Source organism: Povalibacter sp. (assembly GCF_036735925.1).
GTDB lineage: Bacteria > Pseudomonadota > Gammaproteobacteria > Steroidobacterales > Steroidobacteraceae > Steroidobacter.
Genome location: NZ_DAINNK010000029.1, coordinates 38,894 through 54,524, shown reverse-complemented (window position 1 = coordinate 54,524; position 15,631 = coordinate 38,894). Strand labels below are relative to the sequence as shown.

The window sequence follows — 15,631 nt, the reverse complement described above, 5'->3', positions numbered from 1 at the left end:
GGCCGGCTGAAGCCGGCCCCACAGCAAGAGGCCCCCACCCTAACCCTCCCCCGCTGCGCGGAGGAGGGGATCAGAAGGAGTCAGTGGTGCTTGCGATTCTCCGGAATGTCGACGAAGCGGCTCGCCGGCGGATCGCTCGCCGGGAAGGTGTCCTCCAGCGCTTCGTCGATGGCGGCATCGCTGCGCGCCTTCGGATGCTTCCCCCGCCAGCGATAGGCGATGCCCTTCAATGCCGGCGATAGGATCAGGCCGAGCGCCCCGACCAGTGCGAGGGTTTCGAGCGCATCGAACGCGGAGCGGCGGCGGCGGGACATGAGGAAACTCCAGTTCAGATCTTCGGCGGAACGATCGGGTGCGACGTCGACAGGCCGCCGTCCACCGGAAACGCCTGACCGTTGACATAGGACGCATCGTCCGAGGCCAGGAACAGCGCCATCTGCGCGATCTCCGCGGGAGCGCCGGCCCGGCGCAGGGGATTCAACTGCCCGATCCTGTGATCGGTTCCCCGGGCGCGCGCCTGTTCGAAGATCGGACGAGTCATACCGGTTTCGATGAGGCCGGGACAGATGGCATTGATGCGTACGCCGCTGCCGTGCAGCTGCCACGCCGTGGTCTGCACCAGGCTGATCACGCCGGCCTTGCTGGCGCTGTAGGGCGAGCCGCCCGCGCCTGAGCGCAGTGCCGCCACCGAGGCGGTGCAGATGATCGAACCGCTGCGACGTGGCGCCATGACGCGGGCTGCATGCTTCACTGCGAGGAAGGTGCCGATGAGATTGATCTTCAGGATCTCGGCCCAGTGCTCGGGCGTCTGTTCCTGCAACGGCACGATGCCGCCGCTCACGCCGGCATTCGCAAAGCACACATCGAGCGCACCGAACTCCTTCACCGCCGTATCGATGGCCGATGCCACATTGGTTTCATCCGATGAGTCCTTCACCAGCGCGATGACCTTGCCGCCGGCGTCGCGCACCAGCGCCGCGGTTTCTTCGACGGCGGGCGCACGATCGAGGATGACCAGATTCGCGCCTTCATTCGCAAACAGCAGGGCGCTGGCGCGTCCGATGCCGCTGGCGGCGCCGCTGATCAATGCGGTCTTGCCTTCGAGTCTGTTCATCGCGGTCCTCGCTGTCGTGAAGTTCAGCCGGTGACGTTCGGGTCGGCGCGTTTCGCGATGGCGACGATCGCGTCGACGATCTGATCCTGATATTGCGGCGGCAGGTCGTGACCCATGCCGGGAATGATGCGCAGTTCGGCGCCGGGAATGTTTTCCGCGGTGTCGCGACCGCCGGCCGCGGGCACGAGCGGATCGTCGGTGCCGTGGATCACCATGGTCGGTGTGCGGATGCGACGCAGCTTCTCGCGGCGATCGCCGTTCGCCGTGACCGCTGCAAGCTGGCGGCCGAAACCGGCCGGGTTGTAGTTGCGCTTCACTTCCGTCGTGAGCCGCTCGCGCGCGGCCGCTTCATCGAACGGCGCGCCGGGGCTGCCGATGACGCGCAGGGTGTTGAGACTGTGCTGCAGGTAGGCATCGAGATCGCTCGGATTCGGCGCGCGCGCCATCAACACGGCAGAGGCCGCCGGTGTCGGCGGCGGCAGTGCGGGATTGCCGGTGGTCGACATGATCGACGTCAGCGACAGCACATGCGATGCATGATCCGCTGCGACGAGCTGCGCGATCATGCCGCCCATCGACGCGCCGACGATGTGCGCCTTCTCGATCTGCAATGCGTCCATCAGCCCGACCGTGTCGGCGGCCATGTCGTCCAGCGTGTACGGCACCCGCACCGGCAGTCCTGCCATGCGGGCAGCAACGATCGTCGCGAGTTCCGGCACCGGTGCGCCATCCATCTTGGCCGACAGGCCGATGTCGCGATTGTCGAAGCGGATGACGCGGAAGCCGCGCTCGACCAGCTTGTTGCAGAAGGGCAGCGGCCAGCGCACCAGCTGCGCCCCCAGTCCCATGATGAGCACCACGGCTGGCCGGGACGCGGAGCCGAACGATTCGTACTCGAACGCGAGACCGTTGACGCTGATCTGGGGCACTGGAACGGTTTCCGGGCTGAAGCCGGCGGCGAGTTTGCAGGCGCCACCGTACTGCTGCAACAAAACAAATCTTCAGCGGTTCGCATCCTGTCGCCGGGTTCCGGGCGCGCAGGCGCTGTGGCATTGTGCGCCGTCCCAACAACGCCGTCCGACGATGACACCCGAATCGCTAATCGCCCAGGATTTCGGCCTGATTGCCGATCTGATCCACGCCCACGCAGTACAGCGGCCGCAGCATCCCGCGCTGGTTCGCGACGATACGGTGCTGCGCTACGGCGAACTCGATGCGCTGATGGACCGCATCGCCGCAGCATTGCAGCGCGACGGCGTGCGAGCCGGCGAGTCGATCGCCATTTGCGCAACGGCCAGTGTCGAATACGGCGTCGTGTTCCTCGGTGCGTTGCGCGCAGGCGTGGTGGTCGCGCCCCTGGCGCCGTCGTCCACGCCTGAAAGCCTCGGCATCATGCTGCGGGACTGCGGTGCGAAATCCGTGTTCCTCGATCAGTCCACTGCGGCCGCGATCGATGCGGCGCAGGTGCCCGTTCCCAGGATCAGCCTCGACGGTTCGCCGGCGGGTCAGCCGCTGAGTGCATGGCTCGCGCCGCCCGATGCGAAACCGCAGCCGGTGACGATCGATCCGGCGGCGCCGTTCAACATCATCTATTCATCCGGCACGACCGGCGCGCCGAAAGGCATCGTGCAGGCGCATCGCATGCGCTGGGCGCACGTGCGTCGTGCCGCGGGATCGGGTTACGACACGCAGGCCGTCACGCTCTGTTCGACGCCGCTGTACTCGAACACGACGCTGGTCAGTTTCTTTCCCGCACTCGCCGGCGGCGGCACCGTCGTGCTCATGCCGAAGTTCGATGCGACGAAGTTCCTGCAGCTCGCCCAGAAACATCGCGCGACGCACGCGATGCTCGTACCCGTGCAATACCAGCGCCTCATGGACCTGCCGGACTTCGACCGCTACGACCTGGGCAGCTTCCGCATGAAGTTCTGTACCAGCGCGCCGTTCTCCGCCGCGCTCAAGCGCGACATCCTGCGTCGCTGGCCGGGCGGACTGACCGAGTACTACGGCATGACCGAAGGCGGCGGCACCTGCATTCTCGCCGCACATGAATTTCCCTCGAAGCTGCACACGGTCGGACGTCCGGCGGAAGGTCACGACATCCGCCTGATCGACGAACAGGGCAATGAAGTCGCGGCGGGAGACATCGGCGAAGTCGTCGGCCGCTCGCCGGCGGCCATGATGAATGGCTACTTCAATCAGCCGCAGAAAACGTCCGAGGCCGAGTGGTACGACCGCGACGGCAATCGTTTCATCCGCACCGGCGACGTCGGCCGCTTCGACGCCGAAGGATTTCTGACGCTGATGGACCGCAAGAAGGACATGATCATTTCCGGCGGCTTCAACATCTACCCGTCGGATCTCGAAGCCGTGCTGTTCCAGCACGACGCCGTCAAGGACGCCGCCGTCGTCGGTGTGCCATCGCGGGAATGGGGCGAAACGCCGGTCGCGTTCGTCGAGTTGCAAGCGGGTCGCAGCGATGCACCCGAAGCCATCCGCCAGTGGGTCAATCAGCGCGTCGGCAAGACCCAGCGCCTCAGCGCGTTGGAGATAGTGTCATCGCTGCCGCGCAGCGCCATCGGCAAGGTGCTGAAGCGCGAACTGCGGGATGGGTACGTGGCTTCTTAGAAGAAGAATTTCACACGGAGATCCTCTTCTTCCTGTGGGGCCGGCTTCAGCCGGCCTCCTGTACTCGAAGAGGCCGGCTGAAGCCGGCCCCACAGAAGATCTCCGTGTGAAATTCCTGCTCTTATCCGTACTCCTCCTCCCGCAGCGTGCGCATCGCGCGGTAGTAGTGGAAGGTCGACCACAGGAAGACGAAGACGATGAAGGAAAGGGCGTAGCGCAGGCCGTCGGCCGTCGCCTGGGCTTCGGTGGCGCCGAGGTCGATGAAGTATCCCCTGAAGCTTTCGCTGACGAGGCCCGTGAGCGTCGGACCGATGCCCATGCCGATGAAGTTGAGCACCAGGAACAGCAGGGCGCTGGCGAGGGCGCGTTCGCGCGGGCCGACCAGCTTGTAGGTGCCGGAGATCGACGGCGCGAGATACATGGTGCCGAAGCACACGTAGATGAACAGGCAGATCAGCACCAGCGTGGTGTTGCCCATCATGAAGGCGGCCGCAGCGAAGGGCAGTGCGATCAGGTTGGAGACCGCCGGCACCTTCAGCAGGTAACGCGAATCGTTGTGCTTCTGCGAGAGCTTGTCTGCCCACGTGCCGCCGAAATAGGTGCCGGACAATCCGCCGATGCCGACGATGAAGGCCAGCCAGATGCCCGCTTCGGCGACGGTGAAGCCATGCGAGCGGATCAGGTACGAGTTGTAGAAGGCGCTGACGCCGTAGCTCACGAAGGCGTGCAGGCCCGAAGCCACCGACAGATGCTTGAACGTACGCTTGCCCCACAGCGTCCTGAGCACGGTGAGCATCGGCGGCGGTTCCCTGACCGCGTGCACGCCGCCTTCGGAGAACCCGCGCGGCGGTTCGCGCAGCGTGAGTTTCATGATGACGGCGAGCAGCAGGCCAGGCAGTCCCACCAGCAGGAACGCCGTACGCCAGCCGTATTCCTGCGCGACCACGCCGCCCACGAGCAGGCCGAGAAAGCTGCCGCCGTACACGCCCATCGAATAGATCGACAGCGCCGTGGCGCGGCGTTTGGGTTCGAAGTAATCGCTGATCAGCGAATGCGCGGGCGGACTGCAGCCGGCCTCGCCGATGCCGACGACGATGCGGCACAGGAACAGATGCATGAAATTTTTTGCCAGCGCCGTGGCGGCCGTCGCGGCGCTCCAGATCAGCAGCGATGCGGCGATGATGTTCACGCGATTGCTCTTGTCGGCGAGTCGCGCAATCGGAATGCCGACCGTGGTGTAGAAGGCGGCGAAGGCGAGGCCGCTGAGCAGGCCGAGCTGGGTGTCGGTCAGCGCGAAATCCCGCTTGATGAGTTCCATCAGCGTCGCGAGGATCTGCCGGTCGACGAAGTTGAAGACGTAGACGACGAACAGGAACCAGACGACGTACCGGCGATAGGCTTCGGAGCACTGGAATTCCTGCTCGCCCGCGGCTGCGCGCGTCGCTACGCCATTCGCTTCTGCCGACATTCCCGCTGCCCCTGATTGCAATGACGCAACGCCGCGCAGTTCCAGTGACCGGAACATGGTGTCGTTGCGCGGGCGGGGCATTGTGGCATCGGAGGTCTCGATTGCAATTGCGATCCAGAAATCCTTGCAGTTCGCGAGCGCTGCGCGGCAGGCGGGAAACGTGCGCAAATGCAGTCTGCGACGATCGGCGCAGCGGCGAGCGCTGCGTCTCGTTTGACAATTCTTTACTGTATGAGGTCCGTTGCTAGAATGCCGCGCATGAACGCAAATGCAGTGAATCCCGGTGCCGGCACGGCCGAACTCGCACCGCTCATGAATTCGATCGGCCACGCCGCCGCCGACGCCGCGCGAGAGCTTGCGAATTCATCGACGCAGCAGCGAAACGCTGCATTGCTGGCGACAGCAGCGGCGATCCGCGCGAACCGCACGTCGATTCTCGACGCCAACGCCCAGGATCTGCAGGGTGCGCGCGAACGCAACCTGTCCGCGGCGCTGCTCGACCGGCTGCTGCTCGACGACAAGCGCATCGAGAGCATGGCGCGCGGCGTCGAAGCCATTGCAGCCTTGCCGGATCCGCTCGGCGTCGTGACCGCCGACTGGACGCGTCCCAACGGCATGCGCATCCAGCGCGTGCGCGTGCCGCTCGGCGTCATCGGCATCGTGTACGAGAGTCGTCCCAACGTGACGGCCGATGCCGGCGCCCTGTGTCTCAAGTCGGGCAATGCGGTGATCCTGCGCGGCGGCACCGAAAGCACGCACTCGAATCGCGCCATCCATGCCTGTCTCGTGGCCGGATTGCGCGCCGCCTCGCTTCCCGATGCCGCCGTGCAGCTCGTGCCGACCGCAGATCGCGCCGCCGTCGGCTACATGCTGGGTTCGATGACGGAATTCATCGACGTCATCGTGCCGCGCGGCGGCAAGAGCCTCGTACAGCGTGTGCAGCAGGAAGCGCGCGTGCCGGTGATCGGACATCTCGAAGGGGTGTGCCACGTCTATGTCGATCGCGATGCGGATCCCGGCATGGCGCGGTCCGTCGTCCTGAATGCGAAGTTGCTGCGCACCGGCGTGTGCGGCGCGGCGGAAACGCTGCTGATCGATCGGGCGGCGAGCGGCACGCTGCTCGCGCCGCTCGTCACTGCATTGCTCGATGCGGGTTGCGAAGTGCGCGGCGATGAGACGGTTCGCGCCAGCGACCGCCGGGTCGTCGCGGCGACCGAGGAAGACTGGTACGCCGAATACCTCGACAGCATCATCGCGGCCCGGGTGGTCGACGGCGTCGATGCCGCCGTCGCACACATTGCGAAATACGGTTCGGGGCACACCGAATCGATCATCACCGGCAACGCTGCCACGGCGGAACGCTTCCTCACTCGCGTCGACAGCGCCATCGTGCTTCACAACGCCTCCACGCAGTTCGCCGACGGCGGCGAGTTCGGCATGGGCGCCGAGATCGGCATCTCGACCGACAAATTCCACGCCCGCGGTCCGGTCGGCGTGGAGCAGCTCACGAGCTACAAGTACGTCGTGCGCGGCAGCGGGCAGACGCGCTCGTAAGGTCCTCTTCTTCCTGTGGGTCAGGCTTCAGCCTGACTCTTCTCTTGTCATCTGCAGAAGAAGTCAGGCTGAAGCCTGACCCACAGAAGAAGAGCGGGGCTGCGTCACAACCTCACCGCAGCGACCGCCGATATACTCGCCCCGTCCTTCCTCGCCGAAGTCCGACGTCCATGAACCACCTGACCAGAATCGTTGCGCTGCTGTTCCTGGGAATGACGGTGGCGACCGCTCAGACGGCTGCACCCACTCTCTCGCAGTTGACCGCCGCAATCGACAAGGCGCGCCAGGAGCAGGTCGATGCGCTGGCGCCGCGATCTTTTGCGGCCGCAGTCGAGGCGCGCGATACCGCGGCTCGGGATGCCGAACGCGGTCGCGATCCGCAGCGTATTCGTACGGAGCTGGATCAGGGCTTCACGGCGCTGCAGCGGGCGCAGGCAGCTGCGGTCGCCGCCCGCGAAACGTTGCGGACCGTGATTGCGACCCGCACCGATGCGCTCGGCGCGAATGCCCCGACACTGGCGGCGGAGGAATGGGCCCGCGCCGATGATCGTTTCCGCGAAGCGGCGGCAGCGCTGGAAAAAAACGATCTCAAGAACGCACAACGTTATGCCGCCGAGGCCGACGTGCTGCTGCGCGATGTCGAGATGACGGCGATCCGCAACGGCGTCGTGAATGAGGCGCGCGGTCTCATCGCACAGGCCGACGCGGCCAGAGTCGAAAAGTTCGCGCCGCGCACCATCGCCGCGGCGAAGCGCCATCTGTCGCAGGCGGAGCAGGAGATCAATCGCAATCGCTATGAACCGGGCGTCGCCGTGAATCATGCCGCGCAGGCCAGCTACGAGGCCCGTCATTCCATGTATCTGGCGAAGCTCATCGAGGCGACGCTCGAGAAGAAGGGCGAACAGGCCGGCGTCGAGGAACTGATCCTGTCGTGGGAGGCGCCGCTGCGCGAGATCGCCGCCGCGGTGGACGTTCCGGCGCGTTTCGACAATGGCATGCAGCCCGTCATGCAGGAACTGCGCAAGCAGGCCCAGGAGCAGCAGCGCGAGAACCAGCGCCTGAGCCGCGACCTGCAGGACCGCAACGACCAACTGGCCGCCATGAACACCGAGATGGAAAAGCTCGAAGCCCGTCTGGGCGGCGTCTCCCAGGAACGCATCGCCCTGCAGCGCCGGGTCGATGCGCAGGAGCGGCTGCGCGCCAACGTGGCACGCATCGAGAGTTCCTTCACTGCCGACGAAGCACGCGTCTACCGGCAGGGCGAAGACGTGGTGATCTCGCTCACCGGCATCCGCTTCGCCTCCGGGCGCAGCACCATCGATGCAGCGAACGCGCCGCTGATGAACAAGGTCCGCGACGCGCTGGCGCTGTTCCCCGATTCGACGATGGTCATGGAAGGCCACACCGATGCCAACGGCACCGATTCAGCCAATCTGATCCTGTCGCAGGATCGTGCGGATGCCGTGCGGACCTACCTCGTGAACAACTTCGGCATCAGCGCCGAGAAGATCAGCTCGATCGGCTACGGCGAAACGCGTCCTGTCGCCAGCAACGAAACGGCCGAAGGCCGGGCGCGCAATCGCCGTATCGATCTGATCATTCATGTGCGGTGAAGAGAGGCAAAGAGTAACCGCATAGAACGCATAGAACGCATAGAAGAAAGAGAAAGGAAGTAGCCGCAAAAAGCGCAAAAGGCGCAAAAAAACAGGACTCCACATCCGAATCCTTTGCGCCTTTTGCGCTTTTTGCGGCCAGTTCTTCTGTTTTGCGTTCTATGCGTTCTTTGCGGTTACTCCGGTATTCCTTGCCCGAGCCCTGCCAGGCCGCCGCTCAACGAATAGGCGTGCGGGAAGCCGTGCGAACGCAGGTGTTCGGCGGCGGCTTTGCTGCGGGCGCCACGGGCGCAGATCAGCAGGTATTTCCGTTCGGGGTCGAGCGTACTCGCATCCGCCAGCAGGACAGCGAGCGGAATGTGCCGGGAGGCGGCGGCGATCGGCGCTTCGCGGACTTCGCGCAGTTCGCGCACGTCGATGAGGGCGTAACCGGTTGCGGCTGCGAGGTTCGTCAGCGTCACTTCCAGATCGCGCGCAGGAACGTCGATCTCGCGGGCGTCATGCTGGCAGTCGGCGCGATGTGGGGTCCGCAGCTTGCGCTGTTCCAGGGTCAGCAGATCGATCAGCACCATTTCGTTCCTGAGCTGGCCGGGCAGGTTCAACAGCAGCTTCAGTGCTTCGAGTGCCTGCAGCGTGCCGAGGACGCCCGGTACGGGGCCGAGGACGCCGGCTTCGGCGCAATTGCCTACCAGGCCGTCGCGCGTGGCGTCAGGCCACAGGCAGCGCAGGCAGGCACTGTCCGGTTCGGCGCGATACACCTGCAGCTGGCCTTCGTACTGATACACGCTCGCGAAGATCGCTGGCTTGCGTGCTTTCACCGCGGCGTCGTTGACGAGGAATTTCGTCGCGAAGTTGTCGCTGCACTCGACGACGAGGTCGTACCCGGACAGCAGTTGCAGTGCATTGTGTGCATCGATGCGCGGATGCGTATGAATGTGTACTTCCGGATTCAACGCCTGCAGACGCCGTGCGGCGAGCTGCGCCTTGGGCTGGCCGACATCGCCCAGCGAATACAGCGGCTGGCGATGCAGGTTGCTGGCATCGAGCGTGTCCGACTCGGCGATGCCGAGCGTGCCGACGCCCGCGCCGGCCAGGTAGTTCAATACCGGAACGCCGAGTCCGCCGGCGCCGATGACGAGCACGCGCGCCGCGCGCAGTTTCTGCTGCCCCGTCTCGCCGACTTCGCGCAGGGTGATCTGGCGGGAATAGTCGGGGAGGCTACAGGCTACAGGCTGCAGGCTGCAGGCCAGAGAGGAGGGATGGTGGTGATTGGCGCAGGCATCACTCTGGCCTGTCGCCTGTCGCCTGTCGCCTGTCGTCGCATCCCCATGCTCCGCACACCGCTCGCAATTCACCCACCCCGAATCCCCGCTGACGTAGTGCTCCTTCTTCCAGATCGGCACGCGATGTTTCACTTCGTCGATGATGAAGCGGCAGGCGGCGAAGGCTTCGGCGCGGTGGCGCGAGCTGACGCCGACCCACACCGCCATGTCGCCGATGGCGAGCGAACCGACGCGGTGTACGCAGGCGGCCTTGATGATGCCGAAGCGACGGATGGCCTCTTCCACGATGCGTTCGCCTTCCTTGTTGGCGAGCGCTTCGAATGCTTCGTATTCCAGGCGCGTGACGGCGAGTCCTTCGTTGTGATTGCGCACCCAGCCTTCGAAGGCGGCGTAGCCGCCCGCCGCGGGATCGGCGAGTTCGCGCCGATACGATTCGACATCGAGCGCGCTGTTGCTGAAGCCGAAGGATTTCATCCGCCGGCCACCGGAGGAATGAAGACGATCGTGTCGCCGTCGCGCACGGGTGCGTTCCAGTCGGCGAATTCGGAGTTGATCGCGACTTTCAGCTGTTGCGGCGCCAGCTTGAACGGATGACGCGTCTGCAGCTCGGCGTAGAGTTCGGCGGGTGTTGCCGCTGTCGTGGAGACGGATTCGTCGCTGCGTCCGGCCTGTTCGCGGAACAGCGCGAAATACTGCACGCGAACTGCTTTGCGACTCGCCGGCTCATCGCTTCGAGGGCTGCGCAGCGCTGCGCTCGCCGCAACGAATTCGTCCGCCGTATTCACGTTGTCCAGCGAACGCGGATCGGGCAGGTCGAGCAGCTGCGTGTCGGAATTGATCAGAAACTTGCGCGGGCACTGCTTGCCCGCATCGACATGGGCCTGCAGCGGCTCGCGCGCGGCAGGTTCCCAGATCGCGCACAGCGGCTCGGGCAGGCCGTCGTGACTGCTGCAGTAGGCGGTCGCAAGGCATGACGGATTGCGATGCGCGATCAGATGATCGAGTGTGGCGCGCGTCAGGAACGGCAGGTCGCACGCCACGATCAGCCACGCGGCCTTCGGATGCTGCGCCAGCGCCGCGGAAATGCCGGCGATGGGGCCGGTGCCGGGCCGGCGATCGACGATCTGCGGGAAGTTCGCGCGCGTCGGTTCATCGCGTTGATCGGGGCGCACGGAAACGAACGTGGCTGCACAGACCTGCGACACGAGGTCGTAGGCCCACGCCAGTTGCGACTGTCCGTGATACGCGAGCGCCGCCTTGTCGCGCTGCATGCGCGTGCTGGCGCCGCCAGCGAGAATCAATCCGAACAGCGCGGGCGTGCTCATCCGATGTCGCTCTTGCCGCCGCGCTTCTCGACCAGCCTGGTCTGCACGATGGCGATGTCGTGCGAGAGCGCCTTGCACATGTCGTAGATCGTGAGCGCCGCGATGCTGGCGCCCGTCAATGCTTCCATTTCCACGCCCGTCTTGTGATGGACCGAAACCGTGCAACGCACCAGCGCATCATCGCCGTCCATGTCGATCTGCACCTTGCAGTTCTCGATGCCGAGCGGATGACAGAAGGGAATCAGTTCGTGCGTACGCTTCGCGGCCATCACGCCGGCAATGATCGCCGTCTGAAACACCGGCCCCTTCGCCGTGCTGAATCCCTGCGCCCGCAACGCGTGCGCGACCTCCGCCGGAAACCGCACGCGCGTCTCCGCCGTCGCCGTGCGTTTCGTGACGGTCTTGTCGCCGACGTCGACCATGGTCGGGAGGTTGGCGGAGTCGATGTGGGAGAAGGGAGGCATGAGGAAAGGCTACAGGCTACAGGCTACAGGCTACAGCCGGAGAATACCGCGGTAGATGGTGGTGAGGCATCCGGCCAGTCGCCTGTAGCCTGTAGCCAGCAGCCATCGGCGGCGTCAGCCGCCGATGTAGTACATCTCGATCTTCCGCAACGCATGCTCCCGGCTGCTCAGCGTCGCGCGCTGTTCGCTGTAGCGGTCGCCGCGTTGCCGCCAGGTATCGAAGATCAGCGTGCGCAGTTCGTCGTCGCTGGCGCCGGAGCGCAGGGGGGCGCGCAGATCCGTGCCGTGCGTCGCGAACAGGCAGGTGTAGAGCACGCCTTCCGAAGACAGGCGGGCGCGGGTGCAGGCGCCGCAGAAGGGATGGGTGACCGAGGAGATGAAACCGATCTCGCCGGCGCCGTCGTCGAATGCATAGCGTTCCGCCACTTCGCCGCGATAGTTTTCTTCGACGGGATGCAGCGGCCAGCGCGCGCTGATGCGTTCGAGCAGTTCGCGCGACGGCACGACGCGATCGAGGCTCCAGTGATTGCGGTTGCCGACATCCATGTATTCGATGAAGCGCACGATGACCGGCGTGCCGCGGAAGCGTTCGACCAGGTCGAGCGCGGTGTGATCATTGAGTCCGCGCTCGACCACGGCATTGATCTTGATCGGCGCGAGTCCGGCGTCGAGCGCCGCCTGGATGCCTTCGAGCACGCGATCGCGTTCGGCGAATCCGCCGCTCATCTGCCTGAAGATGTCGGGATCGAGCGAATCGAGGCTCACGGTGATGCGCTGCAGGCCGTTGGCCTTCAGCTGCGCTGCATGCTGTGCGAGCAGCACGGCGTTGGTGGTGAGCGCAACGTCCTGGACGCCTTCGATCGCCGTGAGTTCGCCGACGAGTTCCGGCAGGTTCGGCCGCAGCAGCGGCTCGCCGCCGGTGAGGCGCACTTTCCTGACGCCCAGTTCCACGAACACCCGCGTGAGGCGCGCGATCTCTTCGAACGACAGACGCTCGCTGGATTTCAGGAAGCGATAGTGCTCGTGGAAGGTTTCCTTCGGCATGCAGTACGGGCAACGGAAGTTGCACCGGTCCATCACCGAAATGCGCAGGTCGTGCAGCGGCCGGCCCAGCGTGTCGCGAGGGCGGGGAGTGACGGGCATGTTGACGATCTGCGCCATGCTGCGGCTACCAGCGGTAGAACGGGACGACCGTGCCCGGCGGCACGAGCGTCGGCCCGGGCGGCAATTCGACGAATCCGTCGGTGCCGATCAGGGAAGTGAAATCTCCCGAGCCCTTCGTCGGACGCGGCCTGGCCAGCCTCTGGGCGGCGGTTTCGGGGACGCACTGCACCGGCAGAAAGAAAGCCAGCGGCGGTTTCACGTTGACGGCTTCCGCCAGGGCGATGCGCTCCGCGGCATTCTGCGACGCGCCCATGGCTGCTGCCAACCCCGGCAGCACGTAGCGGCTCAGGCATACGAGCGTGGAGACAGGGTTTCCCGGCAGCGCGTATACGGTTCGCCCCTGCGTCGAGGGTGTCGTGCCGACACCGAACCACATGGGTTTGCCGGGTCGCTGTGCGATCTTGTGGAAGACCACGCCGATGCCGAGTTCCGTCAGCACCTGCGGCACGAAATCGAATTTGCCCATCGAGACGCCGCCGCTCAGGATCAGCACGTCGTGCGTGTCGAGATGCAGGCGCAGGCGCTGGCGCAGCGTGTCGAGATCGTCCGGCAGATGATCCTGCGCCACGTGGCCGTAGCCGCGTCGTTGCAGCGAGGCGAGCACGCCGTAGGCATTGGAGCGATAGATCTGCCAGTCCTGCACGGGTTCGCCCGGCTCGATCAGTTCATCGCCGGTCGAGATCACCACGATGCGCGGCGAGCGGCTCACCAGCGCGCGCGACAGTCCCGAGGAGGCGATCACTGCGACCTCCGGCGGGCCGAGCCGCGTGCCCGGCTGCAGCAGGGGTTCGCCGGCGCGACAGTCGAGGCCGCGCGAATGAACGTTCATGCCCGGCGTCGCGACGACGTCGTCGGCGAGCGTGGCCACGCCATCGTCAATGGAAATCCGCTCGACCGGTACGACGCAGTCGCAGCCGGTGGGCGCCACCGCTCCGGTCATCACTTCGAAACAGGCCTCGCCGTCGGCGAGCGCCTGCCCCGGCGCGCCGGCCGCCTGCGTGCCGGCGATGCGGAACGATCGACGCCCCGCCGCGCTGGCGAAAGCGATGCCGTCCATGGTGACGCGGTCGAACGGCGGCTGATCGCGCGATGCGACGATCGGCTCGCGCAGCACCTGGCCGATCAGGTGCGTGAGCGGCACCGATTCCGGTTCGAGCGGCGTGACATGGCGGGCGATCGCGGCGACGGCGTCGGCGGGTGAAAGCATGAGCCGATTGTGGCAGATCGACTCGCGCAAACGAAAACGCCCGGCGAGGGCCTGTGGGGCCGGCTTTAGCCGGCTCTTGATCTTGCAGGTCAGGCTTCAGCCTGGCGATTCCGAGGCCGGCTGAAGCCGGCCCCACAGTAAGAAGAAGCGAAGATCAGCCGCGTGCCTTGAACACACGCACCTGCTCGTTGAACTCCTTCGCCTTGGACTGCAGTTCCTCGACCGCTGCGTTCAGCTTCTTGGACTGCATGGTCTTGACCTGCATGAGCTGCGCCGTGCCCACCGCCTTCGTCTTGGTCTCTTCGTCCAGACAGGCGCCGAACGCCTTCACCTCGGCGTCGTAGGTCTTGAATGCCGTCATGGCGGCGACCATCTCGGCTTCGCTCGCGGTTTTGCCGTCGGGGATCGACGCCGGGGCCTTGGGGTACACGCAATCGGCATGCGCCGAGAGTGACAGGCTCGCGAAGGCCAGAATCGCAAGGCAATGGGTCTTGGTCAGCGTCATCGCTCAGATCTCCGATAGAGGTTCAATGAAAATCGTCAGGCCGCGAATCACGCGGCGCCTGCACAGGTCATCGGCACCGATGGGGAGGGCTTGATGCGCGTGCAGGTGCGGCTTTGTGCAACTGCGACATGAGTCGCAGGGTGCGCGGACTGCAGTGCGGCCGGTATCAGCCGCGTGCCTTGAAGATGCGAACCTGTTCGTTGAACTGCTTGGCCTTTGCCTGCAGTTCGTCGACGGCGGCGTTCAGTTTCTTGGTCTTCATGGTCTTGAGCTGCATCAGCTGGGCGCTGCCGGACCGGCCATTCACTTCCTCTTCGAGGCAGTTGCCGAAGGCCTGCACTTCCTCGTTGTAGGTCTTGAAGGCCGTCATGGCGGCGAGCATTTCCTGCTCCGTGGCCGTCTTGCCGTCGGGAATGGTGGCCGGGGCCTTCGGGAATGCGCATTCGGCCTGCGCCGAGGCGGCGAAGCCGGCGAGGGCGGCGGTGAACACAATCGCGGCGATCAGGTTCTTCATCTCTCCATCTCCGTGCGACACAGGGTTACCCGCGGAACGGGGCCGATCGAATCCCTGAATCGGCCCGCGCGGCGCAGGACTTGAGAGATGCGGCGGCGCGTTCTTCACATAACCGAGGCCGCCTTCCCCGATTCGTGACCTGCGCCACGATCCCGACGCCGTAAATGCAAAACGCCCGGCGCTCGCAATCGAGCGGCCGGGCGTTTTGTGTGCTCGTTCCCGCGTGTGCGGGAGAAGATCAGCTCTTCTTGCTGCGTGCCTTGTAGACCTTCACCTGCTCGTTGAAGCGCGAGGCATGGGCTTCCAGTTCTTCCACGGCGGCGTTGTGACGCTTGGCCTGGATGGCCTTGATCTGTGCGATCTGGTCGGCCGGGGCCTCGGCACCGGCGGCGTCGATGCGTGCCTGCATTTCCATGTCGAGGCAGCTCAGGTACGCGGTGACCTGGTTGTTGTATTCCTTCACGGCCTTCATGCCGTCGATCATTTCCTGCTCGGTGGCGGTGGCGCCATCGGGGATGGAGGCGGGCGCCTTGGGGTACAGGCATTCCGCGTTGGCCAAGCCGGTGCTCAGCAAGCCCACCAGCGTGAGGCTGGCCAGAAACTGGATCTTCATTACATACCCCTCGTGTCTTTATCTCGGCCCGATCCGGCCGCGGAATGGTGAATCGGCACGCAATATAAGGCGTCGCGGTCCGGCTTGGCTACGCCGGAACCGGGTTCATCCGGCACGACGCCGGGTTCATTGCGCAAAGTTAAGTGCGCACGCCTCTATACTGCGGCGCGCCCGTAGCT

15 protein-coding genes are annotated in these 15,631 nt (G+C 65.3%); 3 read left to right on the top strand and 12 right to left on the bottom strand.

The window, feature by feature from the left end; all coding sequences use genetic code 11:
* Positions 1–80 precede the first annotated feature (80 nt).
* From V7D81_RS10960 to V7D81_RS10950, 3 genes are read right to left on the bottom strand one after another with little or no spacing between them, the layout of a single operon-like run.
* Positions 81–314 (bottom strand): hypothetical protein, encoded by a 234-nt coding sequence (locus V7D81_RS10960; RefSeq protein WP_324316553.1) that lies wholly within the window; start codon positions 312–314, stop codon positions 81–83.
* A gap of 14 nt (positions 315–328) precedes the next feature.
* Complete coding sequence (locus V7D81_RS10955) at positions 329–1,114, bottom strand: SDR family NAD(P)-dependent oxidoreductase (RefSeq protein WP_324316552.1); 786 nt, start codon at positions 1,112–1,114, stop codon at positions 329–331.
* A gap of 23 nt (positions 1,115–1,137) precedes the next feature.
* The gene (locus tag V7D81_RS10950) at positions 1,138–2,043 is read right to left on the bottom strand and encodes an alpha/beta fold hydrolase (protein ID WP_324316551.1); all 906 of its coding nucleotides are present in this window, start codon (positions 2,041–2,043) and stop codon (positions 1,138–1,140) included.
* A gap of 154 nt (positions 2,044–2,197) precedes the next feature.
* Here V7D81_RS10950 and V7D81_RS10945 point away from each other — a divergent pair, with 154 nt between their 5' ends.
* Positions 2,198–3,742 (top strand): class I adenylate-forming enzyme family protein, encoded by a 1,545-nt coding sequence (locus tag V7D81_RS10945; RefSeq protein ID WP_324316550.1) that lies wholly within the window; start codon positions 2,198–2,200, stop codon positions 3,740–3,742.
* Between the two features lie 121 nt (positions 3,743–3,863).
* On the opposite strand, the gene V7D81_RS10940 is transcribed toward V7D81_RS10945, so the two are convergent.
* Positions 3,864–5,210, bottom strand: a complete 1,347-nt coding sequence (locus V7D81_RS10940; RefSeq protein WP_324316549.1) for a spinster family MFS transporter — start codon at positions 5,208–5,210, stop codon at positions 3,864–3,866.
* Between the two features lie 258 nt (positions 5,211–5,468).
* Here V7D81_RS10940 and V7D81_RS10935 point away from each other — a divergent pair, with 258 nt between their 5' ends.
* Both V7D81_RS10935 and V7D81_RS10930 read left to right on the top strand, forming a co-directional pair.
* Positions 5,469–6,764, top strand: a complete 1,296-nt coding sequence (locus V7D81_RS10935; RefSeq protein ID WP_349257645.1) for a glutamate-5-semialdehyde dehydrogenase — start codon at positions 5,469–5,471, stop codon at positions 6,762–6,764.
* A gap of 170 nt (positions 6,765–6,934) precedes the next feature.
* Entirely contained in the window at positions 6,935–8,377 is a 1,443-nt protein-coding gene (locus tag V7D81_RS10930) for an OmpA family protein (RefSeq protein WP_324316548.1), read from the top strand.
* Positions 8,378–8,553: 176 nt separating this feature from the next.
* Here the strand turns inward: V7D81_RS10930 and V7D81_RS10925 are convergent, their stop codons facing one another.
* From V7D81_RS10925 to V7D81_RS10890, 8 genes are all read right to left on the bottom strand, one after another.
* Complete coding sequence (locus V7D81_RS10925; protein WP_324316546.1) at positions 8,554–10,134, bottom strand: ThiF family adenylyltransferase; 1,581 nt, start codon at positions 10,132–10,134, stop codon at positions 8,554–8,556.
* Positions 10,131–10,985 (bottom strand): NTP transferase domain-containing protein, encoded by an 855-nt coding sequence (locus tag V7D81_RS10920; RefSeq protein WP_324316544.1) that lies wholly within the window; start codon positions 10,983–10,985, stop codon positions 10,131–10,133. The genes V7D81_RS10925 and V7D81_RS10920 overlap by 4 nt, the downstream gene beginning before the upstream one ends.
* Complete coding sequence (gene moaC, locus V7D81_RS10915) at positions 10,982–11,449, bottom strand: cyclic pyranopterin monophosphate synthase MoaC (protein WP_324316542.1); 468 nt, start codon at positions 11,447–11,449, stop codon at positions 10,982–10,984. Before moaC ends, V7D81_RS10920 begins: the two co-directional genes overlap by 4 nt.
* Positions 11,450–11,563: 114 nt before the next feature.
* The gene (gene moaA / locus V7D81_RS10910; protein WP_324316540.1) at positions 11,564–12,610 is read right to left on the bottom strand and encodes a GTP 3',8-cyclase MoaA; all 1,047 of its coding nucleotides are present in this window, start codon (positions 12,608–12,610) and stop codon (positions 11,564–11,566) included.
* A 7-nt stretch (positions 12,611–12,617) separates the two neighbouring features.
* Positions 12,618–13,820 (bottom strand): molybdopterin molybdotransferase MoeA, encoded by a 1,203-nt coding sequence (locus tag V7D81_RS10905; protein WP_324316538.1) that lies wholly within the window; start codon positions 13,818–13,820, stop codon positions 12,618–12,620.
* 154 nt (positions 13,821–13,974) lie between these two features.
* Positions 13,975–14,325 carry a hypothetical protein gene (locus V7D81_RS10900; RefSeq protein ID WP_324316536.1) on the bottom strand — a complete coding sequence of 117 codons (351 nt, stop codon included), beginning with the start codon at positions 14,323–14,325 and terminating at the stop codon, positions 13,975–13,977.
* Between the two features lie 166 nt (positions 14,326–14,491).
* A complete protein-coding gene (locus V7D81_RS10895; RefSeq protein WP_324316534.1) occupies positions 14,492–14,839 on the bottom strand; it encodes a hypothetical protein in 348 nt (115 codons plus the stop codon).
* Between the two features lie 238 nt (positions 14,840–15,077).
* Positions 15,078–15,452, bottom strand: a complete 375-nt coding sequence (locus V7D81_RS10890; RefSeq protein ID WP_324316532.1) for a hypothetical protein — start codon at positions 15,450–15,452, stop codon at positions 15,078–15,080.
* Between the last annotated feature and the right edge of the window lie 179 nt (positions 15,453–15,631).

Excerpts from the sequence above, each read along its gene's own strand:
- V7D81_RS10960 (WP_324316553.1), bottom strand. The coding sequence starts at position 314 with ATGTCCCGCCGCCGCCGCTCCGCGTTCGATGCGCTCGAAACCCTCGCA.
- V7D81_RS10955 (WP_324316552.1), bottom strand. The coding sequence starts at position 1,114 with ATGAACAGACTCGAAGGCAAGACCGCATTGATCAGCGGCGCCGCCAGC.
- V7D81_RS10945 (WP_324316550.1), top strand. The coding sequence starts at position 2,198 with ATGACACCCGAATCGCTAATCGCCCAGGATTTCGGCCTGATTGCCGAT.
- V7D81_RS10940 (WP_324316549.1), bottom strand. The coding sequence starts at position 5,210 with ATGTCGGCAGAAGCGAATGGCGTAGCGACGCGCGCAGCCGCGGGCGAG.
- V7D81_RS10935 (WP_349257645.1), top strand. The coding sequence starts at position 5,469 with ATGAACGCAAATGCAGTGAATCCCGGTGCCGGCACGGCCGAACTCGCA.
- V7D81_RS10930 (WP_324316548.1), top strand. The coding sequence starts at position 6,935 with ATGAACCACCTGACCAGAATCGTTGCGCTGCTGTTCCTGGGAATGACG.
- V7D81_RS10925 (WP_324316546.1), bottom strand. The coding sequence starts at position 10,134 with ATGAAATCCTTCGGCTTCAGCAACAGCGCGCTCGATGTCGAATCGTAT.
- V7D81_RS10920 (WP_324316544.1), bottom strand. The coding sequence starts at position 10,985 with ATGAGCACGCCCGCGCTGTTCGGATTGATTCTCGCTGGCGGCGCCAGC.
- moaC (WP_324316542.1), bottom strand. The coding sequence starts at position 11,449 with ATGCCTCCCTTCTCCCACATCGACTCCGCCAACCTCCCGACCATGGTC.
- moaA (WP_324316540.1), bottom strand. The coding sequence starts at position 12,610 with ATGGCGCAGATCGTCAACATGCCCGTCACTCCCCGCCCTCGCGACACG.
- V7D81_RS10905 (WP_324316538.1), bottom strand. The coding sequence starts at position 13,820 with ATGCTTTCACCCGCCGACGCCGTCGCCGCGATCGCCCGCCATGTCACG.
- V7D81_RS10900 (WP_324316536.1), bottom strand. The coding sequence starts at position 14,325 with ATGACGCTGACCAAGACCCATTGCCTTGCGATTCTGGCCTTCGCGAGC.
- V7D81_RS10895 (WP_324316534.1), bottom strand. The coding sequence starts at position 14,839 with ATGAAGAACCTGATCGCCGCGATTGTGTTCACCGCCGCCCTCGCCGGC.
- V7D81_RS10890 (WP_324316532.1), bottom strand. The coding sequence starts at position 15,452 with ATGAAGATCCAGTTTCTGGCCAGCCTCACGCTGGTGGGCTTGCTGAGC.